Raw genomic sequence first — 22,950 nt, 5'->3', positions numbered from 1 at the left:
GGCGAAACGGTAGTCATGCGTATTCCAAAAACTGTGCTTGCACTTGGTGTGGTGGGGGCGTTGGTGGGGGTTGGCGTGGGCGTCGATACGCATGCTCAAGCCGCAACAACCATCAGTGGCACAACGGCAACCTACGCGCGCGACAGTGAGGACGATGTGCTGCGCGCCGCCGAGCTCAACGCAACCGATTTTGGCAATGAGCTGGAGTTTACGTGGGACGCGCCGCTGAGCATGGCCGGCGTGTTTGACTCGCGTGTGCAAACGCGGATGTGGATCGGCGGCAAGCCGCAGTATCAGGACGGCGCAACCGTCAACCGGGTGGGCAACACCGTGACCATGGTGTCCACGGACGCCACCACCGGCATCACAGTCACCCGCACCGTAGAGCTGCACGGCGACACCGTGGTGGTCACCCAAAGCGCAACGAACACCACCAGCAGCGTGAAGTGGGTGCGGGCGGACATGCGCCACCGCTCCTTTAGCGCCGGCACCGAGTTCGTGGGCGAGTATGACAACGGCACGATCACCGCCCGCTCCGCCGCGCCGGGCTATGACATTGCGTTTAGCCCAAACGAAGGGCACGTCAGCTCCGGGTTCTCCGATAGCTTCGGCGAAGCCATCCCCGGCAGCGGTGTCGGCGTGCAGGGTGCTGCTGGTGGCGCGGACATCCAGGGTGCGCGCTGGGCGCGTGAGGTCGCACCCGGCGAGACGTTCGAGGCGCAGGTGCGCGTGCGCGTGACCCCGCAGCCGATCTCCATGGACCACGATGGGGACGGCATCCCCGACGAATGGGAACGCGGCTCCTTCACCCCCGACGGCGGGGAAGCGTTAGACCTGCACAAATGGGGTGCCGGGCCGGATAAAAAAGACGTGTTTTTGCAGCTGAACTGGATGGTGCCGGAGTTCACCAACCAAGACGCCTGCAAGGTTGAAGGCCGCTTCGCCGTCAACGTTCAGGGGCTCACCGACTGGGCGGAGTGTGCGGCGGCGAACAAGAACGCCTACCGGCCGTCCAAAAAGATCCTGGATGACCTGGTCAAAGAGTTTGACCGCGGCGGGGTGCGCCTGCATATCGACGCCGGCGAGTGGTACCACACCTACCACGCCGATACCTACAAAGGCGGCGAAATCCCGTTTGCCAAATACCCCTTTGAAAACAAGGTCAGCAGCCAAGTCTTCAACGCCTTTACCAATGACCTGCTAGGTTCCCGCGACGCCGTCTTCCACCTCGGCGTGATTGGTGATCAGATGGCGCCCGGCATCGGCGCCTCCGGCCGTGGGCAGATGCCCGGCAGCGCCTTCTACGTGGCCTGGTACAAGGACATCAGTAGTGACGAGCAGGTGCGCAACACCATGCTTCATGAGTTCGGCCACAACCTCGGCCTGGACCACAGCGGCTCCATCAAATTCAACGACCGCCCGCGCGGCTACGACTATATCCCGGGCTACAAGTCCACGATGAACTACCTGTATCAGTTCTCCCACTTCGGGTTTACAGATGCGTGGTCCACCAGCGGCTCCTGGCCGGCGTATTGCGAGACCGCGCCCGCAGGCCAACTGTGCGCGCCGGGCGAGTTCCGCATCGCCCCGGACTGGGAGAACCTGACGCTGACCGGCGGCCGCGTGGGTCGCGCGATTGGCCAGGTCACCCCTGAAATCCCGCAGAAAACCGAGGACGAGGTCCGCGGCCTGATCAAACTCGCCGCCGACTCGCAGAACGGCACCGGCGGCTTCCGGCTTGTAGACACCCCTGAGAAGCCCAACGGCGTCCTCACCGCCAGCCGCAACAACGTCGTCCACGCCGAGATCAGCAACTACGGCACCGCCGCCCACGAGTTCACGCTTGAGGCCCGCTACCTCAACCAAAGCTGGGTACAAAAGGTCACAGTTGCCGGCCTTTCGGCCAGCGAGGGCAAGTTGCTTATCGACGTCCCCGTCAACCCCAACCCCGCCCACCCCCAACCCACCCTGCCAGTTGAATTCACCCTGTTTAACCAAGACGGCGAGGTCCAGTACAACCAAACGCTGTCCATCCCGGTGTTGGATTACACCAAGGACGAAATCGAGCGGGTGGTTTCGGAGCTGCCTTCAGACGCCACCGGCCCCGTCCGCGCAGTGGTGGAGGGCAAGCTAAAGCCGGCCCTGACCGAGGTTGCGCCTTCTGATGCTGATGCTGATGATTCTGCTTCTGGTGGTCCTGGTGTTGGTGGCCCTGGTGCTGGTGGTCCTGCTGTTCCAGCGCCGCTGCCAACCCGCCCGCCGGCCGCTCCCGGTCCCGGTGCTGACTCTGGCCCCGGCGCTGGTCCAGGTTCCGGCCCGAGCGCTGCACCGCTGACCAGCATCCCAGCCGTCCCGCGCGTGACCACCGTCCAGCCAACCCACGCCGACGGCGTCACCGTGACACCCGCCGACCCCGGCTCTTTTGACACAGGCCCCGCCGCTTCCTCTGCTGGTACCGCGACCGAACCCTTGACCGAGCCCTTGACCGTGGTGTCCATCATCCTTGGCGTGTTGATGACGCTGGGCGGCGCCGCCCTCGCCGCTGGCTCCTGGCTTGCCACCCACGTCATGGTCGGGGCCATGGAGGGCTTTTTGTAAGTCCGGTCTTTTTCACCTCTCGCGGTAGGGAGGAGTCGAGGGAGGCCATGGCGTTGTACTTCTTTACAAAGGCGTCGATAGACGAAAAACCGCCCCCTTCGAGAGCCCACCGCAGAAGTGTGATCGTGTCTGCATGGTGGATCTGGCCACCGGGAGTGTGGCGGCCAGTGGTTTGCTGCAGCTTCAGTTTGTTCGCTTCGCGAAGGATCGTGGAAGTTCCTTCTTCCTCGTCGCAGATGACAAGTACGGTTCGGCCCTTCCTGGCAAGGGAAACAGCGTGGAGGATGGCCATGTTCTCTCCGCGGTCTCGGGTTTGGGCGTACATGTCGTCGAAGTCTGCTTTGAGGACGGACCGACTCAGTTCCCGTAGTTCATCGGTCGGAGCATCAGGGAGAATCACTTTGAACCGCTCAGGGATCCTTGGCCACACCTCGGCTGCCCTTGCGAACTGAGTATGCCGCGTTGGGGTGTCGACCACTTCGTACGCCACAGCTTCCGGCACATGAATGGGGTTGTTTCCCAGCGCTAGCAGTAGTTGGGGCGCACAATCTGTAGTCAGAAACTTGAATATTGGTCCAGTGTCGAGGATATGCACTACGTTTCGCCATTCATGAGGACTTCAATCTCGGCCGGCGTCAATCCTCCATCTGCTGGAGTTGGACGGGCGGGCGAAGTGGATATTGGCGACGGCGTAATCCCTTGTTGCTCCAAGGCTTTTTCAAAGCGTGTGGTTTCTTTTTCACCTTGGAGGCGTGCAAGCGCACTAGCACTAATCTGGCGCCATTGGTATGCCTCAACAGCCCGCGCCATGAGCGCTTGTGGTGGTCGTGGCGTGAGAGAAGCAGCTGCTAGAGCGTTGTATTCGGACAGCCAGCCGAATTTTGCGGCAAGTGTTTTCGTTGAGATTGTTCCGAATTCGATACATAGCTGTTCATCGATGAGTCCCGAGTCTCGCATCTGAATCGCAGCAATGGCAGGCGATACGCGAAAGTTCTGCACAAGGTTCGAAAGCTCCAATTCGTGTGACTGCTTTCCAAAACCTTTGAGTGCCTCCGTGGGGAGTAGAAAATGGCGAGCAAAACTATCGGCCTGAATTTCTTCTGAACTGCGTTTTTCCCACCCTTTGGATCCCAATTGACGGTTGACCGTACCTATTCGAAGGTGACCGAGTTCGTGGGCGAGGGTTGATTGCAGACGCATCGGATGCGGAGTACATCCGACTGCCATGATGGTGTGGTCGCCGAGCTGCATTGTCATGCCATGGCCTGGGGAATCGGTGTGAATAAGTGCGACGCCGACCTTGCACCTATCTTCAATCAGCTTCGGAAGGTTGCCGATGGGCGTGAAACCCAATTTCCACTCTTTTCGGCAAGCGTTGGCTGCTTCCCGGCCGATAACTTCGTTGCTTCTCATCGTCTGGGAATCCCAATTTCGTCTAGCTCGCGTGAGAGCTCCAACGCGTAAAGAAGATATTCGGCTAAATCATCCGAGCCAGCGTCATTTGTGCGGCCGGCAACGCGCACTTCCTCACGTAGTGGACTTGACCCGCGCAGGGTATCAACGCTTACTCCGCACCCAAACGCAAGCGCCGAGAGCTGCAAGAGCGAAGGCTCCCGCGCGCCAGTTTCGATGCGTTGGATAGTTGGCTGCGATATCCCACTCACACGCGCAAGGTCCCGCTGGGACATTCCGACTTCTTTTCGCGCTTGCGTGAGCCGGCTGCCGAAGGATGTATTGTTTTGCTTCATTGTGAATCACCCGCCTTTGTTTTTGATTCTATACGGATTGTGGCACGGACGGTTAGGCTGCCGTCGTACTTCTTTTTGCCCGAGGTGCCAGGTCTCCTCAAAAGAATTCAGAGCGGCGCCGTCAATCCTGAATTTGTTTCCCAAAATCGGGCAAAGAATTCAGGATCCGCCCCTGGGCCGTTGGCCGACAAAGTGGAGCACTGACAAAGATGACGGGGCGCCCGCTGCCGGTCGGCAAACGCCCAGGTCGCCAAAATAGCCTCGTCAACTTTGTCAGGATTCCTTCGGGACCACTGACAAATGTGACATTTTGGACGCACCCTAGATTTTAAATGCGCAGGTCAGAGGCTTTTTGGCAAAATGGCGTCGTCAACTTTGTCAGCGCAACGGCTAAGCGGCGCCAGCCGCGGCGCCGGCCGCCGCGCCAGAACCAACCCCACCGCCAGAACCACCACCAGCCAACGCATCCAGCAGCACCTGGTCGGTGAAGTAGTCGCTGTGGCTGCCGCGGACGCCGTCGATGATGGTGGCGCCGTAGCTGGGGTCGCTGGGGGAGGTCGAGCCGTGGAGGCTGAAAGCGTCGTTGCGCAGGGCCAGGATCACATCGTCAGAGGCGTCCGCCACGAACACTGCGGAATCGGGGCTGCGTAGGGTGAGGTCGTCAACGGAGCGGCCGTCGACACCCGGGCTGCCTAATAGCCACAGGTCATCCGCAAGCAACCCGTGCTGGTGGGCGGCGCGGCTGGCCACCAGTGTGCCGTAGGAGTGTGCGACCACGGTTTTGGTGGCGTCCGGCCAGCGCTGCTCAAGCGCGAGTTGGAACATGGACAGGTCCGCCGCCCCGCGCGTGGCCGGCAGCCCGGAGAAGCCTTCAGCCAGGTCTTTGGGCGGGTCGTAGCCTTGCCACACCACCACGGACGCGCCGGTGGTCTCCGCGATGCGTTGGGCTTTCGCCAGCTCAGCGGGCAGGTCGCGCGGGTCACCGCTGGAGACACCCGCGACCATGGTGATGATGCGCGCGGGGTCCACGGCATTACCAACCATCACGGTGGTCGCCCCGGGCCCGGCCTCAAGCACGGTCCCGCCGGCCCGCTCGATGGCCAGTTGGGTTGTGGCGGGCAGGGTGGCCATGTGTTGGGCATGTAGCGTATCGACGTCCACGCCAACCCCATCCACCAACCTCTCCATCCGATCCGCAACGGTTGGGTTGAGATGTTTGGCAACCGCCATATCCAGCTGCTTCGACATCAGATTCAGCAGCACAATGGTGCGCTGGTGAAGAGCGTCGGCGGCAGCCTGGTCGATGAGGTCCTGCTGTTGGGCGGCCAGCGTCATCACGTCGGCGACGCGTTCGGCGCGTGCGGCGGCGGCCTCGTAACTAGCGGCGTAAGACTCTAAACGCTTATACGCCTGCTGCGGCGCGGGACCGTCGAAGCCGCTGGCCTTCAACGCGTCAATCGCGCGGCGCACGGCGGCGGCGCGGGCCGATAACGCCCTGGCGGTAAGCCGCCAGGCGCTAGCAACGCTGCGCAGCTGGGTAGGAAACAGGCTCGGGGCATACGCGAGGTCAGTCACGGCCAAACCTCCTAGCCCACGCGTCGTCCGCATCAACGACGCTTCGAGCAAAGGTGGCGATGGATTTGAGGTGGGCGGTGAGGGGGTGAAACGTGGCGTCGTGAAGCAGAAGCTCCTTGGCCTGGAGTTGGGACAGGGCGGTGGCTGTATGGGAGGGGTCGAGGGTGGCTGTGGGGATTGGGACGCGCTCGGGGAGATGCCCGAGGGCGGTGTGTGCGGTTTGTTCGGTCAGGCTAAGAAAATTCATGCCGGCAGTGTGGCAGGTGGCGGTGGGTGGGGCAACGGTTTGCAGCCAAACTGTGGATAACTTGCCTAGAGTTATCCACATGAAAATCGCCTTATTGCAAACGGTCACGGGAGCCAGCAAGGCCGAAAACATTGAAAAACTACGCCCGCTGATCGAAGACGCAGCCGCCGCCGGCGCCACCCTCATCGTGCTGCCGGAAGCATCCTCGCAGGCCTTTGACCAGGGGAGATTAGATACTCAGGCGGAGGAGTTGGACGGGGAGTTCGCCACCGCCATGCGCGAGCTTGCCACGCGTCTTGGGGTGAAGATTGTGGCGGGGATGTTTCGGCCGGGTGATGTCAATAAGGTCGGCGAAAAAACCCTCAACCGCGTGCGCAACACAGCACTCATAACGGGCGAAAATATACACAAGGGCTACGACAAGATTCACGCCTATGACGCGTTCAATTACCGCGAATCCGACACCGTGCAGACCGGCAGCGAGCTGGTCACCTTTGAGCACGAGGGCGAAACCGTGGGCGTGGCAATTTGCTTTGATATTCGCTTCCCGGAGCAGTTCAAGGCGCTGGCTGCGCGCGGCGCGAAGCTGATCGTTGTGCCCACAAGCTGGGCCGATGGTGCGGACAAGATTGAGCAGTGGCGCACGCTGACGGCCGCCCGCGCACTCGATAGCGGCGCGTTTATTGCGGCGGCGGGCCAGGCGCGTCCCGATTGGGAGACCAAGGCCGGCGAGGCGTCCGGGCCGACCGGCGCGGGGCATTCGTGCGTGGTTAACCCCGTTGGGCATCGCATCGCGGAGGCCGGTTACGCCCCGGAGACGCTGATTGTGGACATTGACCTCAGCGAAGTGGACACCACCCGCCGCGCGCTACCGCTTTTGACTATTACTGAGCAAACGGAGATGCACTAGCGTCATGCGCGATGACCTGCGGGTCGAGCTCTGCAAGCGTCTCCGCTAGCGGCGTGATGTCGGCTTCTGATCCGCTCAAGATCACGTCCCTGCCCCACCACGTTCCGGGGCCCTCAACCAGCATGTGCAACGGCACGCGCACGCACGGCAGGCCGCCGGTGTCCAACTCGGGGTCCGCAGACGCACACGTCACCGTCAGCCAGGGCTGGGCTTTCGCGAGTGCGCTGAGTGTTGCCAAGTCGTAAAAGCCCTCCGGGCCCGGCGCGATGATGAGGTGTACGTTCGGCTTCTCTGCGCGTTCCAGCAGGTCAAACACGATCGCCTTCGCCGCGGCCAGGCCAGTGCCCACGGCCACAAGCAGCACGTCGCGCTCACCAATTTCCACTCCGTTGCCGCGCGGCGCACCCACGGTGACAAAATCGCCCGGGTCCGAATCCAGCTCCGCGTGAAACTCGAGCTGGCCAAAGTTGTTCGACGGCGTCGCCGGCGCCCACTGGTGCCACTCGCCCGGCCGCCCGGACAGCATCACGGGCAACACCTGCCCCGGCTGGTACTCGATTTGCGAGCCCGTCTCCAACCTCAACACCGTCACCCCCGCCGCCTGTGTCACATCCGTCACTTGCGCCACGTGCGCCGGCGCGATGCCCGCCGCGTCGGCCGCCTCGCTGGCCTTCCTCATCACGTCCGCAGCCGCCGCAAGCACCTCACGCTGGGGCTTTTCCAGCTTGACGACGCCCCCGTACAGCCCCCCAACCGCCCCAAACTCAGCCGGCGGAAACCCCGTGCGACGCAAATCCAATGCCCATGCTTCCAGGCGCCGCGTGACCTCCTCCGGCAGCTCCGGAGCGCTCGCGTTGCCTGCGCTGTCTTCGCCGTTGGCCCCGGCGTGCGCTGCGTGCGTCGCGTGTTCTAGGACGTACTCCACAGCATCGAGCGCGATCTGCGGCATCTCGGTCGTGCCCTGTGGCAACAGTGCGGCGCCTTGTGGGTAGGCGTCAATGAAAAGCTGAAACCATTCTGCGCGCACGTTTGCTGGGTCCTTCATGACCGTCGATCATACGCAGTCGCCTTCGCTGACATCTTCAGCATGTTCCACTCAAAGTCGCGGATCTCCTCGGAGACCCGATGGTCAGTACCATACGGAAGTTGGCGGATGATCTTGTCGTAGAGGAGGCGGGGTTCGGCGATGTCAGGGTGGTCATTACCAAGCAAGAACGGCAGCGCGCGTAATCCTTTCAGGATGAGATCGAACTGCTTCTCATCGAAGAAGAGTGCGGGAATGTAGTCGCCCGACTGAATTTGGTAGGCGCCTTCGACACCGGGTGCGGAGTGAATGTTGTAGCCGTCTCGCCGCAGCTGCGCGATGTACTCGCGCACCGTGCGCTCGCTCACGCCTAGCGCCTCGGCAAGGTCGCGAGCCGTGTACTGGCGCCCCCATTGCATGAGCCGCAAAATGGTCAGCCCGCGCGCAGCGGTCTCAACGCGCTTCTTTCCCTGTGCCTGATCTTGTGCCTGCTCTTGTGCCTGTTCGGCCTTGTTGTCCATTGGTGGATCCCCCTCCGTTGTTGTGTTGTAGTTTCGCTGCACTCGGCGCACTCGGCTTGCTCAGCGCACTCGGCTTGCTCAGTGCGCGCCTTGGGGCGGTGACTTGGGGCAGCACCTTGGGACTGTGGGGTGGTGGGGGAGCTTTTTTTAATTGCGGCAGCATGTTGCCAAATCGGGGATATCTGCCGCAATAGGTCCGAAACTGTGAACCAGCTGTCAGCCAATGCAACTATCCCCGGTTTGGCAGATATTCGCCGCAATCCCAAAAAGCTCCCCCCGTACTCCAAATCTCAGAAACCCCCAAGGTCCGAGCCCACAGGCATAGACCAAACCGGGCCCAAACGGCCCAACTCAAAGTTGAGTGGAACATACTCAACCTCGCGTGCGTTACACCAAGTGCAGAGCAAAGTGCACGACAGTGCACGACAGTGCACACCAAGTGCACAACAAAATTTAGCAACAAAAACACAAAGGAGTACGAGATGGGAGCTTTTAACCCAACCACGAAAACGCAGGAAGCGATCCAACAGGCGCTGCAGAAGGCGTCGGCTGCGGGCAACCCGGATATTCGTCCGGCGCACCTGCTTGAGGCGATTTTGAAGCAGGAGGACGGTATTGCCGCTCCTGTGTTGAAGGCGACGGGGGTGGATCCGGAGACCGTCGCAAAGGAAGCTGCGGAGATTACGGCTGGCTACCCCAAGGCTGAGGGTGCCAACATGGCGAACCCGAACTTTAACCGTGAGGCGCTGACGGCGCTCAACGCTGCCCAGGAGTTGGCAGGTGAGTTGGGTGATGAGTACGTCTCTACGGAGGTGCTCTTGGCGGCGATTGCGAAGGGCAGCGACGAGGCTGCGGAGCTTCTGCGCAAGCGCGGCGCGACGTATGAGGTGTTGAAGAACGCCTTTCCGTCCGTGCGTGGCCACAAGAAGGTGACCTCTCAGGACCCGGAGCAGCAGTTCCAGGCGTTGGAGAAGTACTCCACGGACCTTACGGCGCGTGCGCGTGAGGGCAAGATTGACCCGGTTATTGGCCGTGACGCGGAGATTCGTCGTGTGGTGCAGGTGCTGAGCCGTCGCACGAAGAACAACCCGGTGCTCATTGGTGAGCCTGGTGTGGGCAAAACCGCTGTGGTTGAGGGCCTGGCGCGGCGCATCGTTGCCGGTGACGTCCCTGAGAGCCTGAAGGGCAAGACGTTGATCAGCCTTGACTTGGGCTCCATGGTGGCCGGGGCGAAGTACCGCGGTGAGTTCGAGGAGCGCCTGAAGGCAGTGCTGGATGAGATCAAGTCCAGTGATGGCGAGATCATTACGTTTATTGATGAGTTGCACACGATCGTCGGCGCCGGCGCCTCCGGTGAGGGCGCGATGGACGCGGGCAACATGATCAAGCCGATGCTGGCGCGCGGTGAGCTGCGCCTGGTTGGCGCGACCACGCTGGATGAGTACCGCCAGTACATTGAGAAGGACGCGGCGCTTGAGCGTCGTTTCCAGCAGGTGTACGTGGGTGAGCCGAGCGTCGAGGACACGATTGGTATTCTGCGTGGCCTGAAGGAGCGCTACGAGGTCCACCACGGTGTTCGTATCCAGGACTCCGCGCTGGTGGCTGCCGCTGAGCTGTCTAACCGCTACATCACTAACCGTTTCCTGCCGGACAAGGCGATTGACCTTGTCGATGAGGCCGGTTCGCGTCTGCGCATGCAGATTGATTCGTCTCCGCAGGAGATTGATGAGTTGGAGAGGGTGGTGCGTCGTCTAGAAATTGAGGAAATTGCGCTGGCGAAGGAGTCGGACGCAGCCTCGAAGGAGCGCCTCGCCGCGCTGCGCCAGGAGTTGGCGGATCAGCGTGAGGTTTTGGGCGAGATGAAGGCTCGCTGGGAGAACGAGAAGGGCGAGGTCAATCGCGTCCAGTCCGCGAAGGAGGAGCTGGAGCGCCTGCGCAATGAGTCCGAGATCGCGGAGCGTGAGGGTGACTACGCCAAGGTATCTGAGCTGCGCTACGGCCGCATCCCGGAGTTGGAGGCGGAGGTGGCCAAGGCTGAGTCTGAGGCCGGCACGAAGACGATGCTGGAGGAGGAGGTCACGCCTGACACGATCGCTGATGTGGTGTCTAGCTGGACGGGTATTCCGGCCGGCAAGATGATGCAGGGCGAGACTGAGAAGCTGCTGCAGATGGAAGACGTGTTGGGTGAGCGCGTGGTTGGCCAGCGCGAGGCAGTCATTGCGGTGTCTGACGCGGTGCGTCGTGCCCGCGCGGGTGTTGCGGATCCGAACCGTCCGATTGGTTCCTTCCTCTTCCTCGGCCCCACCGGTGTGGGTAAGACGGAGCTGGCGAAGGCACTGTCGGAGTTCCTCTTCGACGATGAGTCCGCCATGGTCCGCATCGACATGTCCGAGTACGGCGAGAAGCACTCCGTTGCGCGCCTGGTCGGTGCTCCTCCGGGGTATGTGGGTTATGACGCTGGTGGTCAGCTCACTGAGGCGGTGCGTCGTCGTCCGTACTCGCTCGTGCTTTTCGACGAAGTCGAGAAAGCCCACCCCGACGTCTTCGATGTCTTGCTCCAGGTGTTGGACGAAGGCCGCCTGACGGATGGCCAGGGCCGCACCGTGGATTTCCGCAATACGGTGGTGATCCTGACCTCCAACCTGGGCGCTGGTGGTACTCGTGAGCAGATCATGGACGCGGTCAAGCACCACTTCAAGCCGGAGTTCATCAACCGTCTTGATGATGTGGTGGTCTTCGACCCGCTGACTCAGGAGCAGCTCGTGGGCATTGTGGACATCCAGCTCGCGGCGCTCGCGGAGCGTCTTGCTTCACGACGCCTGACGCTCCACGTCTCCGACGCCGCCAAGTCCTGGCTGGCGGAGCGTGGCTACGACCCGGCCTACGGTGCTCGTCCGTTGCGTCGTCTGATCCAGCAGGCGATCGGTGATCAGCTGGCGAAGAAGCTGCTTGCCGGTGAGATCCGCGACGGTGACCCGGTGCACGTAGACGTCGCCGAAGGCGCCGACCACCTCGACATCACGGCCTAAGTACTCGCCGCCGGCGGTGCCGGTGGGCCGGACTGTCGGAGATCGGATGGTACGAATTCCCTCCCAATTGCATGTTCCATTACCCCTTGTCTTCGCCGGTGAGGGTCTCGTTGAAGCGTATTAGCGCTTACGGGGCCCTCTTCCGGTTCATAGGTAGAAACGTTTCGGCAGCAACCGAGTCGCCAACCCCGCAGTAATTGCTCCCAAAGAAACATTTGCGGTAGTTATGGGAGGGGTGGAGGGATAGTCTGGCAAGTTGTAAATCTTTGCTAAGAATGAGGTTGACGAATGGTAAAAGGCTTCGCGCGGTGCTATCATTGTTGATCAACGCCCCTTGCCGTTGACCCTCCACCAATCAGGAGTGACGCCGATGACAGGGGCTTTAATCATCTAAGGGGGAAGTTTTGAGTCAAAAGTCTAGGCAGCATCGAAGGCGAGAAAACGAGGCAGGCCGGCCCTTGTACCTACGTCCGGTGATTACTGCAGTTCTAATCGATGGAGGTTTCTATAGGCGCCGTGCTTATAGCCTATTTGGGGATAAGACGCCGGAAGACCGCGCAAACGAGATGGTGAGGTATGCCCGCCGTCATATAAGTAAGTCGCGAAGCAGCCTGTACCGAATTTTCTATTATGATTGCCCGCCCTCTGAAAAAGTTCTCTTTCACCCACTGACTAGAAGCCAAGTGAACTTGGCCGCGACCGACCAGTTCAAATGGACAAATCAGTTCTTCGATGCGTTAACGCACAAGAGAAAGGTTGCACTTCGTCGCGGTGAAGAACTTGAAACTCAGAATGGCTATGTGCTGAAGACTGATCCTCTGAAGAAGCTTTGTGCGGGGACTCTTCGGGTAGAGGATTTGCAAGAGAGAGATTTCAAACTCGAAATCACTCAAAAAGGTGTCGATATGAGAATTGGTCTCGACATAGCATCTCTTGCGGAGAGTGGAACGGTAAATCAGATAGTGATGATCACCGGAGATAGCGACTTTGTTCCAGCTGCAAAGCATGCCCGCCGTTCCGGGATAGATTTTATTCTTGACCCAATGTGGGCCACCGTTACCACGAGCCTCAGTGAACATGTAGATGGTATTCGGCAATGCGTTTTCAATTACCCAGAAAACTTAAAAGACCCACTTCACGTTAGCAATCTCGGGGTCGGCCCCAAAGGGCAAGGGGATGAAGAGGACGAAGAGCTCTAGGAAATAGCGATGTTTGCGTTTCAGAGTTTCAAAGCCGCACCAACCCACCGCCAACCCGCCACGCCCAGACCCTAGTACCGGCTACAATCCCGGGCATGCAACCGATCACCACGATTACCACCCGGGTTGCCGTCCCGGGTGTGGAAAATGAGCTGCTTGCGGGCCACCAGCTCTCTGGCAACCATTTTGTGGTTGCCAGTGTGCCGTTTGTGGATACGTCGTTGGCGCTGGGCGACATCGTCGAATGCGTCACGGTTGGCGGCCAGTTCCACGTGGATCGTGTGGTGGTGCGCGGCGGTGCGTCCACGGTGCGCATTCTCCCGGCGACGGAGGCGCCGCTGCAGCTCGCCGAGACGCTTTTGGCGTTCGGCTGCCGGGTGGAGATGGGGCCGGGTGGGATGCTCGCGGCGTCCATAGGCGCGGATTGCCCTCGTGAGGGGATTATGGAGTGGCTGGATGGTTTGGAGTCTGAGGGCGCAATCCAGCAAGCGCCGGGCTACATGGCATAACAGCTTCAAAGATTTGCCCTAGAATGAGCCACCATGAGCGTTTTTGTGGCGGCGGAGGAGCTGAACGATCGCATTCAGTCCGGCAAGAAGCAGACCGTGATTGCGGCGCTGTGGGAGCAGAAAGAGGATCGTGGCTGGGCGAAGTTCCAGTCGGAGCATGTGCCGTCGGCGTTGTTTTGTGATCCGGCGTCGCATTTGGCGGGCATGCCGGGCCGCGCGGAGGGTCGTAACCCGTTGCCGCACATTGATGTTGTGCGCAAGGCTGTGAAGAGCTGGGGTATTGAGGCAGGCCGTCCGACGTACGTCTATGACCAGGGCACGGGCCTGTTCGCGGCGCGCGCGTGGTGGGTGTTGCGCTGGGCGGGCATCCAGGATGTGCACATTGTGGACGGCGGTTTTGCCAGCTGGGACGACAAGCAGCTGCCCACGGTCGCCGGCCCCGGCCAGGTGGTCGTGCCGCGCGAGGTGCAGCTCAACCCAGGGTGCATGCCCACTGCCAGCATGGAGGAGGTCAGGGATTTCGCTGGCCTGCTTATCGACGCACGATCGCAACGCCGCTTCCAGGGCCGCCGCGAAGCCCTTGACTTGCGTGCGGGTCACATTCCGCATGCGGTGAATCTTCCGGTCTCAGAGCTGTTTGACTCGCAGGAGGATCACATCTTGGTGCGCAGCGCAGACGAGATCTGCCAGCGTGCCGCTGAGATTGGGGTTACAGAGTCGACGGATCCTGCTCAGGCCATTACGTATTCGGGTTCGGGTAACCATTCGGCGCTCCTGCTCGCTGCGTTGGAGCACGCCGGGTTGCCTACGTTGACGCATTACATCGGTGGTTGGTCCCAGTGGGCTGCCAATCGTGAAAACCCGGTGGCGGCAGACGTGTAATGGCTTACGTATTAATTCTTTTGGCCGTCGTGTTATTTGCGGCGGGCTTGTGGCTGCTGCGTCCGGAGACCAGTCTGCCAGCGCTGCCGGTCACGGAGAGCAGGCAAGCGTGGGCGAAGGCACATGGGTTCGCGTACGCCAAGACTGATGAGTCCTTGACGGGGGAGTGGCGCCGTGGCGCCGCTTCAGCAGGAGCGGCGGCAACCAAGGTGGCCAGTGGCGTGCAGTACGGCCACGACACCTACATTGCGGACCTCGGCTCGACCACGGTCATCGCCATGACCACCGGTGAGGTAAGTGACGTGGTGGTTGACATGCGCCGCGTTGACAATGCCGATCCCGGTGTCGGAGCCTGCGACAACGCAGGCACAGACCTCCACCTGGTTGCTGAACTCGAAGGCTTCCGCGTCTTCGGCACGGACACCGGCCCCATCCAACGCTTCATTGACGTTCGCGTTTCCACTGCTCTTGAGCAGATGCCGGCTGCGGTGGAGGCCGTGTGGTTTGAGGCTGATTGGGTTGTCGCCCAGATGGCCCACGGCGCCAAGACCAGCGACTGGCACGCCGCCTTCGCCCCGCTCGGGTTGCTTGCAGACGCCGCGCGGACCCTCCCACCCGCCTCCCCTCGGGGGTTGGCGGAGAGGGGCTTTGAGGTGGGCGTCGATAAGCAAAAGCTCTTGCGGCCCGAAGTGGAACTGCCCACGCGGGTCACGGGGACCACGAAGGGGGAGGTGGATCCGCGCGAGGTCGGTGCGGATGACGTCGCGCCGATCGCCGGCGACTCCCGCGCGGGGGATTTAACGCGCGCGCCGCGCATGCAACAACCGCCATCCATTTTTGAGGAGGACACACATGAGTAACAAAGAACGTCTGGCCGAGCTGGTCAAGGAGCTGGCCGTGGTACACGGCAAGGTGACGCTGAGCAGCGGCAAGGAGGCGGATTACTACGTTGACCTGCGCCGGGCCACGCTGCACCATGAGGCGAGCCCGCTGATTGGCAAGCTGCTGCGCGAGCTCACCGCGGACCTTGATTTCGACGCCGTCGGTGGCCTCACCCTCGGCGCCGACCCGGTGGCCACCGCTGTCATGCACGCGGACGGCCGGCCTATCAACGCGTTTGTGGTGCGCAAGGAAGCGAAAAAGCACGGTATGCAGCGTCGCATCGAGGGGCCATCGATCGCCGGCAAGCGCGTCCTGGTTGTGGAGGACACCACGACCACCGGCAACTCCCCGCTGACCGCCGTCGAGGCCTGCCGCGCCGAGGGCGCTGAGGTTGTCGCCGTGGCCACCGTGGTCGACCGCGCGACCGGCGCCGCCCAGGTGATTGCAGACGCCGGCGTGGAGTACCGCCACATCCTCGGCCTGGAGGATCTTGGGCTTGCCTGAGCTTCCGCTTGACGACGCCAACGTGAAGGGCCCCACCGAGGCGAAAGGCCCCACCGAGCTGAAGGGCCCCACCGAATGGAACGAGGGCCGCCACGGTGTCGGGCCGTGGGAAGGCCCGTGGCCGGAAGGCGAGCAGTACGACCCGAAGTTCCTTGCCGAAGGCGACACCCGCAATGTTGTCGACGCCTACCGCTACTGGTCCATGGACGCGATCGTCGCCGACCTGGACTCGAAGCGTCACGATTTCCACGTGGCCATCGAGAACTTCGAAAACGACATGAACATCGGTACCGTGGTGCGCACTGCGAATGCGTTTCTGGCGCGTGAGGTGCACATTGTTGGGCGCAAGCGGTGGAATCGGCGCGGCGCGATGGTCACGGACCGCTACCAGCACATCCGCCACCACGCCACGGTTGCGGACTTGATTGCGTGGGCTAGGGATGAGGACATCACGGTTGTGGCCATCGACAACACGCCCGGCTCGGTGCCTTTGGAAACGGCTGAGTTGCCGAAGCGCTGCCTGCTGCTTTTCGGCCAGGAAGGCCCCGGCGTGACTGCCGACGCCCAAGCCGCCGCCTCCATGACCTGCTCCATCGCCCAGTTCGGCTCCACCCGCTCCATCAACGCGGGCGTTGCCGCTGGCATTGCCATGCACGCCTGGATCCGCCAGCACGCCGACCTTTCCCAAGCCTGGTAGCTTTTCGGCCCCCGGCTGCTGGCCCCCGGCCGCTGCGGTAATTTCCAAATTGTTGCATTCCGGCACCCATTGCCCCAGGTGGTGACATCACCTCCCGGAATTCCTTCATCGCTCTCCTCCCGACCTTCCCGCTGACCCCACCCGGACACCCGCCCTGGCCTAGACACCCTGCTTTCGCGGAGGCTCTGCCTTTTAGTGACTAGATGCTCGGTCAGAGCGTGAAGATTCCAAATCCCGAGCCTCTGACCGAGCATCTACTCACAAAAATGCCGACGATGCGCCAAAGGGGTATTCCAACCCCGACTCACAGGAAAGCCCCGATTCACAGAAATGCGCACCCGGGCTCGCCCTGGCAACCACCCGCAGCGCCGGCCGGGGGAGGGGGTAACAAAGGGGCGTCCCGTGGCAATATAGAAAGCACAATTCTGAGCCGAGGGAGCCGAGGGAGCCAACGTGCCCGAAACCTGGTCGCATCGCGCTGACCTGGCAGCATCTGCCATTCATGAGCGTCACGCCGCTCGTCTTTGGGGCATCCCCAAAACCAACCTGGCAATGGTGACGTGGCCGCCGGGGGCGAAGGACAAACTGTTTTGGCACTGGCACTTTTGGTGGCAGGCGCAATACTTGGATTGCCAGGTGGATGCGGCGCTGCGGCGGCCGACTAAGTCCAGGCGCAAGCAGTTGGCGGACACGCTTCGCGGCATTCAGCGCCGGACCAAGGGCAAGCCGACGGACAATCCGCACAATGATGACAAGGCGTGGCTGGCGCTCGCGTGGAACCGGGCGCTTGCGCTCGACGGGTTTAAGCGCACGCGCACGCTCGACGCGCTGGAGTTTGACCTGCTTGAGGCCATTGATCCGATTACGGGTGTGTTGCCGCTTAAGGCGGAGGAGACGTATTACAACATTGCGTCGAACGCCACGGCGGCGATCCTGTTTGCAAGGACCGGTCGTTTAGACAAGGCGCGCCAGATCACGGACTGGATCTTTGACAACCTGGTCGCAGAGTCCGGTCTGCTCTATGACGGCATCCGTATGCGCATGCACGGGCCCGAAGTGAATCAGAAGCTCTACACCTATAACCAGGGCACGGTGCTGGGCGCCTCGTTGGAGATTGCGCTGGCGCTGCGCGAGGACATCGGGCTGGCCACAGACGAGCCGATCGACTCCTTTGAATTCTCCGAGCGCGCCGACGCGTCCGTGTTTTACATCACGCACATCCGCGCCATCGTGCAGGCCATCGCGCTGAATATGGCAACCCCGCAGGGCGTGATCATCAGCCCGGCCGCCGAATCCGGTGAGGGCGACGGCGGCCTGTTCAAGGGCATTCTTGCGCGTTATCTGGCGGAGATCGCGGTGAGGCTTCCGGAGGATTCGCGGGAGAACATCGCAACTAAAAAGGTGGCGGCGCGCCTGGTTTTGGCGTCGGCGGAAAGCCTGTGGCAGCACCGTCTTGAGGTCGATGGTCTGCCGATTTTCCCGGCGGAGTGGACGGAAGATGCGAGGTTGCCGCATAACTATGGGTTGGGCCCGGCGTCGATAAGCGAAGCGGTGGGGCTGGTTCGAATTGATGAGCGCGACCTCTCAGTCCAGCTGTCTGGCTGGCTGCTGCTGGAGGCTGCGGCGGCGGTGGCTGCAAACATGCCGTAGACGGGGCATACTGGAGGGGTATCTTTTGCCCCGACAGGAAGGGATTTCCGCATGCCTATCGCAACCCCTGAGGTGTACAACCAGATGCTTGATGCCGCCAAGAAGGGCGGCTTCGCATTCCCGGCAATTAACTGCACCTCTTCCGAAACCATCAACGCAGCTATCAAGGGCTTCGCCGAAGCTGAGTCGGACGGCATCATTCAGTTCTCCACCGGCGGTGCAGAGTTCGGCTCCGGCCTGAGTGTGAAGAACAAGGTGGCTGGCGCGCAGGCGCTGGCGGCGTTCGCGCACGAGGTGGCCAAGCACTATGACGTGAACATTGCGCTGCACACGGACCACTGCCAGCTTGAGGTGCTGGATGAGTACGTGCGTCCGCTGCTGGCGATCTCCCAGGAGCGCGTGGACCGTGGTGAGCTGCCGCTGTTCCAGTCCCACATGTGGGACGGCTCGGCGGTGCCGATTGATCAGAACCTTGAGGTGGCTCAGGAGCTCCTGGAGAAGGCGCGCAAGGCCAACATCATCCTTGAGGTGGAGATCGGCGTTGTCGGCGGTGAAGAGGACGGCGTTGAGGCGAAGGCCGGCGCGAACCTGTACACCACGGAAGAGGACTTTGCTAAGACTATTGACGCACTGGGGACCGGCGAGAACGGCCGCTACCTGCTTGCCGCTACCTTTGGCAACGTCCACGGCGTGTACAAGCCGGGCAACGTGAAGCTGCGCCCGGAGGTGCTGGACATGGGCCAGAAGGTTGCGGAGCAGAAGCTTGGCCTGGCTGCTGGCACCAACCCGTTTGACTTCGTCTTCCACGGCGGCTCCGGCTCTGAGAAGGAGAAGATTGAGGAGTCCCTGCGCTACGGCGTGGTCAAGATGAACGTGGACACGGACACCCAGTACGCGTTCACCCGTCCGATTGTCACCCACATGTTCCAGAACTATGACGGTGTGCTCAAGATTGACGGCGAGGTTGGCAACAAGAAGATGTATGACCCGCGTTCTTACCTGAAGAAGGCGGAGCAGTCCATGTCTGAGCGTGTGATTGAGGCGTGCCAGGATCTGCATTCGGTTGGAAAGAGCGTCGCTAAGTAAGCTCTCTCTTTAACACGTGGCGTCGGGTTTAGCCCGGCGCCATTAGTATTTGTACTGCCATGGCTCAACAACGAATGAACACTCGCGACCGCCTGCGCGCGGTTGATGAGTCTTTCCAGGCGCGTTTCAAGCGCGTGCGTAAACGGCTGTTGCCGATTTTGCAGACCGGTCTTGCCGCCGGCCTTGCGTATTGGATCGCGCAGGATCTGTTTGGTCACCAACGGCCGTTCTTCGCGCCGATTACAACGGTGCTGATCATTGGCATCAGCACGGGCGACCGGCTGACTAAGGCGGTGGACATCACCATCGGCTGCATGCTTGGCGTGCTGGTGGGTGATCTGTTGTTCTACCGGCTGGGGGACGGCCCCTGGCAGATTGCGGTTATTGTCTCTGGGGCGCTTCTGATTGCGTCGTTTTTCTCAAAGTCCCAGATGCTGGTTAACCAGGTGGCGATCGGTTCAATCCTGATCGCGACAATCATGCCGCCGGATGCAGAGGTCACGGGCATTGACCGCACCGTGGACGCCTTCATCGGCTGTCTCGTGGCCCTCGGCGTCCTTTCGTTGATTCCCCAAGGTCCCATGGCCTCAGCGAGGGCAGAGATCGCCCAGGTTATGAGCCTTTTGAGCAGTGTGCTTGACGACGTCGCGTCTGGACTCCAAGCCCTCGACCCCAAAGAAATCAACACTGCCTTGAAGGCGATTCGAGGATCCCAAACGCGCATTGACGCGATGGCCGCGGCGGTGCAGTCGGGTGAAGAATCCACACGCATCTCCCCGTTCTTGTGGAGCTCGCGCCGCTACATCCAGTCCATGAGCCGCGTGATCCCGCCGGTGGATAACGCGGTGCGTTCCGCCCGTGTGCTGGCTCGTCGCGCCCGGGTGTTGTGCCAGGACCAGGACCCGGTGTCCGAGACCCAGATCGCGTTGATTGACACGCTTGCCAAGGTGGCCCTTGAGGTCTCCGAGGTTTACGACGTCCACTCCCGCCGCGCCCAAGCCACCGTCATCCCGAGGATGGTCAACGAGCTGCGTGCCGTGGCGCAGACCGCCGACATGTCAGTTGCGGAATCCGCCCCTGGAGGGCCGGTGTTGTCCACTTACGCCATCCTCGCCCAGACGCGCTCCCTGACGGTGGACATGCTGCAGATTTGCGGCATGTCTAGGGAGTCCGCCCTGGCTGCTTTGGCGCCGACGTCCCCAACGCCGAAGTACCCGCCGGAAGTCTTCGACGTAGACCCCATCGGGGAGTAGCCGGGCGGTTCGGTGGCTGTTGGTTTTGGTGGCTGTTGCCAGGCCACCGGCCAGCCCTTTTCGGCCACCGGCCAGCCTGGCTGGCCGTTTTCCAGCCACCGGTCCAGCCCCACCGCCGCCCAGCTGGGCGACCACTGACAAACTTGACACCAAAATTTTGCCAAAACCCCCTGACCTGCCCGTTTGTAAATCGGCAGCCGGCCGAATTGTCAAATTTGTCAGGGCCGTCGCCTTCCCGCTGACAAACCTTACATCGCCAATCCGTTCGAAACGCTCTGAGCTGGGCTTCAGCTGAGCGGCCCTGGGCGCCTCGTCACATTTGTCAGGATCCGCCTTGCCAAGCCAGATGCTCGGCCAGTTGTCGGGCCAGTTGTGAACGGGTTCGGTCCGCCCGGAGGAAAGAATTCAGAAGTAATTCAGTGCTGCGCCGCCGACCCTGAATTCTTTCCCCAAAAACGGGCAAAGAATTCAGTTTCCCCAGGTCGCTGAACACCCAAAACCAAACGAATTCAGGATTCTCCCCAGGACACTGAATTAGTTCTGAATTCTTTTGTCGGGAACGGCCAGAGTCGGGACGAAAGGAAAAGGAAAAGCCGACCCGAGAGGGTCGGCTTTCTCATTGTTGGGCCGGCTGGCGCCGGCCGATTCCTCCGCTAACGGAGGTTGGCGTCACCGTCGGTGATAACACCATCGGTGTCGAAGCGCTCCTTGCGTACCTCCTCGGAGACGCGCTCGGTGTCCTGGACGGTGTCCTTCTCCAGGGAGACCTTCTCAACCGGGACGGATTCCTTGGTTACGGTGACCTGGTCCTCATGAAGCGTGACGGAGGCTTCGCCCTCACCAATCGTGCCGGTGTGGGCGGCGCGGTCGGCGTCAGTGATCGGCTCGCGGACGATGCGGACCTCTTCGCGCTCAACAGGCACCTCGACGGTTTCGGTTTCGGTGACTACGTACTTGCGTAGGTGCACCTCGCCAGTTTCGACGCGGTCGGTGGAAACGTTGAGCTGCTCCTCGGAGCGGATGAGCTCGTCACTGTCGGCAGCGCCAGCGGCCGGGCAGTCAGCATCAGCGGCACCAGCACCAAGGCCTGCAGCGGCAGCGCCGACACCAGCGGCACCAGCAGTACCAGCATCAACAGCACCATCGGCGGGGGCACCGGTTTCGTAGGTGGTGACGTCCTGGGTCTCGGTCAGAGCGTAGTGGCGGTAGAGGGCGTCTTGGTCGTTGGTGGTGAGGTGGCCGTTGTCATCAAGATCCGGGGCGTCCTCGATGCGGTCCTTCGGGAAGGCCAGGTGGAGTTCGCCGTTACGAAGGCTGTGGCCACGCAGCGGGACGATGGAGCTGCCGGTGCCGAAGAGGCCGTGGTTGACGGTGATAAAGTCCGGCTGGCCGGTGGTGTCGTTGACGTAGACGTCCTGGACGGAACCGACCTTGTCGCCGTTGACGTCGTAAGCGGTTGCGTTTGCAAGATCCTCAATGCGGTTGAGGTTAGTCATTGGGTGTAGCTCCTTGGTTAGTTGGTTTTTCAGAACACAACCCAACGTAACGGCGTTCCACCGACTCCGCCGACCACAAACCCCAGCCGGCCAAAAATCCGGAACTTTCCCTCGTAATTTTCAAATATTCCGGTATATCTGCGATCAGCAACCGGATGCGCTGGGGATTCAGGAACATTTACGGTTCTATCCACCTTGCATACATTGCGAAACGGTTACGAAAGCGGCCTCATAAACAACAAAACCAACAATGTGAGTTTTCTCACACTCGGCCTAAAGTGACCCTAAAGTGACCCTACAACGATGCGGCACGCACCGATTGAATGTCCCGCAGGTGGCGGTAGAAGGTGGTGGAGGTGGTTGGGGGGTGGGCGTGGGCGTCGATAAGCAAAGTGATGTTCTCGCCACCGGCTTGGACCGCTCGTCCGGTGAGGACCTGGGAGGGGTCGGGTTGGCCGGCGGGCAGGAGGCGGGCCAGCCCGCGGCGCAGAAGTGGGGTGGTGATGGTGGTGGCGGCGATGCCGGGTGCGCTCATGGTGGGTACTAGGCGTGCGCCGTAGAGGCCGCGGCGACGGGAGCGGCCTCCGGTGCGTAGGAGCAAGGTTTTAGAATCAACGATGATTTCGCCGACAAACTCCGACGACCCATCGCCGCAATATACAGACGCCGAACCCGCAACTACCAGGCCTTTGTCTGTGCGGACGCATGCGGCGGGGATGACGGGTGCTTCGCAGGCAAACGCAACGTCTCCATCCACACCCCAGTTCACGGCGGCGGGCGAGCCAGCATCAGAGGGCAGGTAGGCAACCTCCGCCCAGAGGTAATCGCCGCGCATCATGCGGGTGAGCACGGCGCCTAAGGCGGCGTCCGAACCGGAGACGATCACGCGCAGTGGCTCCTCCGGCTGCTGCGGCGCAAACGTGGGATCGCCCAAATGCGGGGCGGCGGGGTTTTTCTGCATCTCTGCAAGCGAAGGCGTGGGATCTACCGGCAGGCACTCCTTGGCCGCGGTGTCTAAAAAGCGCAAATCTTTGCGTGTGGGGATTGGTGGAAGGTCGTGTCGCTGGGCGCCCGGGATAGAAATTTCGGTGGGACCGCACGCGCAATGAAGTAGACGCATAGGTTGCACGCTACAATAAG

At 61.5% G+C, this 22,950-nt stretch carries 21 protein-coding genes; 13 read left to right on the top strand and 8 right to left on the bottom strand.

Annotated features, from left to right (window positions below; translation table 11 throughout):
* The first annotated feature begins 15 nt into the window (after window positions 1-15).
* Window positions 16-2,598 carry a zinc metalloprotease gene (locus I6I71_RS01580; protein ID WP_201821772.1) on the top strand — a complete coding sequence of 861 codons (2,583 nt, stop codon included), beginning with the start codon at window positions 16-18 and terminating at the stop codon, window positions 2,596-2,598.
* 133 nt (window positions 2,599-2,731) lie between these two features.
* A complete protein-coding gene (locus tag I6I71_RS01575; RefSeq protein WP_201821770.1) occupies window positions 2,732-2,968 on the top strand; it encodes a hypothetical protein in 237 nt (78 codons plus the stop codon).
* A 224-nt stretch (window positions 2,969-3,192) separates the two neighbouring features.
* Here I6I71_RS01575 and I6I71_RS01570 read toward each other — a convergent pair whose 3' ends face one another.
* From I6I71_RS01570 to I6I71_RS01555, 4 genes are all read right to left on the bottom strand, one after another.
* Entirely contained in the window at window positions 3,193-4,011 is an 819-nt protein-coding gene (locus I6I71_RS01570; protein ID WP_201821768.1) for an ImmA/IrrE family metallo-endopeptidase, read from the bottom strand.
* The gene (locus I6I71_RS01565) at window positions 4,008-4,286 is read right to left on the bottom strand and encodes a helix-turn-helix domain-containing protein (RefSeq protein WP_232305821.1); all 279 of its coding nucleotides are present in this window, start codon (window positions 4,284-4,286) and stop codon (window positions 4,008-4,010) included. Before I6I71_RS01565 ends, I6I71_RS01570 begins: the two co-directional genes overlap by 4 nt.
* A gap of 450 nt (window positions 4,287-4,736) precedes the next feature.
* Window positions 4,737-5,921, bottom strand: a complete 1,185-nt coding sequence (locus tag I6I71_RS01560) for an alpha/beta hydrolase (protein ID WP_201821758.1) — start codon at window positions 5,919-5,921, stop codon at window positions 4,737-4,739.
* On the bottom strand, window positions 5,914-6,168 hold the full coding sequence (locus tag I6I71_RS01555; protein ID WP_201821756.1) for a hypothetical protein: 255 nt from the start codon (window positions 6,166-6,168) through the stop codon (window positions 5,914-5,916). The genes I6I71_RS01560 and I6I71_RS01555 overlap by 8 nt, the downstream gene beginning before the upstream one ends.
* A 79-nt stretch (window positions 6,169-6,247) precedes the next feature.
* Between I6I71_RS01555 and I6I71_RS01550 the strand changes: the two genes are divergently transcribed.
* Window positions 6,248-7,078 (top strand): carbon-nitrogen hydrolase family protein, encoded by an 831-nt coding sequence (locus I6I71_RS01550; RefSeq protein ID WP_201821754.1) that lies wholly within the window; start codon window positions 6,248-6,250, stop codon window positions 7,076-7,078.
* On the opposite strand, the gene I6I71_RS01545 is transcribed toward I6I71_RS01550, so the two are convergent.
* Window positions 7,053-8,123: a ferredoxin reductase domain-containing protein gene (locus I6I71_RS01545; RefSeq protein WP_052205990.1), complete on the bottom strand. Its 1,071-nt coding sequence runs from the start codon at window positions 8,121-8,123 to the stop codon at window positions 7,053-7,055. The genes I6I71_RS01550 and I6I71_RS01545 overlap by 26 nt on opposite strands.
* A complete protein-coding gene (locus I6I71_RS01540) occupies window positions 8,120-8,623 on the bottom strand; it encodes a helix-turn-helix transcriptional regulator (protein ID WP_201821752.1) in 504 nt (167 codons plus the stop codon). Before I6I71_RS01540 ends, I6I71_RS01545 begins: the two co-directional genes overlap by 4 nt.
* A 482-nt stretch (window positions 8,624-9,105) precedes the next feature.
* Here I6I71_RS01540 and clpB point away from each other — a divergent pair, with 482 nt between their 5' ends.
* The 10 genes from clpB to I6I71_RS01490 all read left to right on the top strand — a co-directional run bounded on the left by clpB (window position 9,106) and on the right by I6I71_RS01490 (window position 20,314).
* Window positions 9,106-11,652, top strand: a complete 2,547-nt coding sequence (clpB, locus tag I6I71_RS01535; protein ID WP_201821750.1) for an ATP-dependent chaperone ClpB — start codon at window positions 9,106-9,108, stop codon at window positions 11,650-11,652.
* Window positions 11,653-12,335: 683 nt separating this feature from the next.
* On the top strand, window positions 12,336-12,851 hold the full coding sequence (locus I6I71_RS01530) for an NYN domain-containing protein (protein WP_308314034.1): 516 nt from the start codon (window positions 12,336-12,338) through the stop codon (window positions 12,849-12,851).
* Window positions 12,852-12,946: 95 nt separating this feature from the next.
* Entirely contained in the window at window positions 12,947-13,360 is a 414-nt protein-coding gene (locus I6I71_RS01525; protein WP_101734623.1) for a DUF4265 domain-containing protein, read from the top strand.
* Window positions 13,361-13,393: 33 nt separating this feature from the next.
* On the top strand, window positions 13,394-14,242 hold the full coding sequence (locus tag I6I71_RS01520; RefSeq protein WP_201821748.1) for a sulfurtransferase: 849 nt from the start codon (window positions 13,394-13,396) through the stop codon (window positions 14,240-14,242).
* Window positions 14,242-15,102, top strand: coding sequence for a type III secretion system chaperone family protein (locus I6I71_RS01515; protein ID WP_201821746.1), 861 nt, complete (start codon window positions 14,242-14,244; stop codon window positions 15,100-15,102). The genes I6I71_RS01520 and I6I71_RS01515 overlap by 1 nt, the downstream gene beginning before the upstream one ends.
* Window positions 15,095-15,628, top strand: coding sequence for an orotate phosphoribosyltransferase (gene pyrE / locus I6I71_RS01510; protein WP_201821744.1), 534 nt, complete (start codon window positions 15,095-15,097; stop codon window positions 15,626-15,628). Before I6I71_RS01515 ends, pyrE begins: the two co-directional genes overlap by 8 nt.
* 22 nt (window positions 15,629-15,650) lie before the next feature.
* The gene (locus I6I71_RS01505; protein WP_236587429.1) at window positions 15,651-16,325 is read left to right on the top strand and encodes a TrmH family RNA methyltransferase; all 675 of its coding nucleotides are present in this window, start codon (window positions 15,651-15,653) and stop codon (window positions 16,323-16,325) included.
* Window positions 16,326-16,778: 453 nt separating this feature from the next.
* A complete protein-coding gene (locus tag I6I71_RS01500) occupies window positions 16,779-17,975 on the top strand; it encodes a glycoside hydrolase family 76 protein (RefSeq protein ID WP_201821743.1) in 1,197 nt (398 codons plus the stop codon).
* Window positions 17,976-18,026: 51 nt separating this feature from the next.
* Window positions 18,027-19,061: a class II fructose-bisphosphate aldolase gene (gene fbaA / locus I6I71_RS01495; RefSeq protein ID WP_201821740.1), complete on the top strand. Its 1,035-nt coding sequence runs from the start codon at window positions 18,027-18,029 to the stop codon at window positions 19,059-19,061.
* A gap of 59 nt (window positions 19,062-19,120) precedes the next feature.
* Window positions 19,121-20,314 (top strand): FUSC family protein, encoded by a 1,194-nt coding sequence (locus tag I6I71_RS01490; RefSeq protein ID WP_052206013.1) that lies wholly within the window; start codon window positions 19,121-19,123, stop codon window positions 20,312-20,314.
* 653 nt (window positions 20,315-20,967) lie between these two features.
* Here I6I71_RS01490 and I6I71_RS01485 read toward each other — a convergent pair.
* Both I6I71_RS01485 and I6I71_RS01480 read right to left on the bottom strand, forming a co-directional pair.
* Window positions 20,968-21,810 carry a PRC and DUF2382 domain-containing protein gene (locus tag I6I71_RS01485; protein WP_201821738.1) on the bottom strand — a complete coding sequence of 281 codons (843 nt, stop codon included), beginning with the start codon at window positions 21,808-21,810 and terminating at the stop codon, window positions 20,968-20,970.
* A gap of 295 nt (window positions 21,811-22,105) precedes the next feature.
* On the bottom strand, window positions 22,106-22,930 hold the full coding sequence (locus I6I71_RS01480) for a hypothetical protein (RefSeq protein ID WP_201821736.1): 825 nt from the start codon (window positions 22,928-22,930) through the stop codon (window positions 22,106-22,108).
* Between the last annotated feature and the right edge of the window lie 20 nt (window positions 22,931-22,950).

The organism is Corynebacterium riegelii (genome assembly GCF_016728505.1).
Taxonomy (GTDB): Bacteria; Actinomycetota; Actinomycetes; order Mycobacteriales; family Mycobacteriaceae; genus Corynebacterium; species Corynebacterium riegelii.
This window is presented reverse-complemented; position numbering and strand designations above follow the sequence as displayed.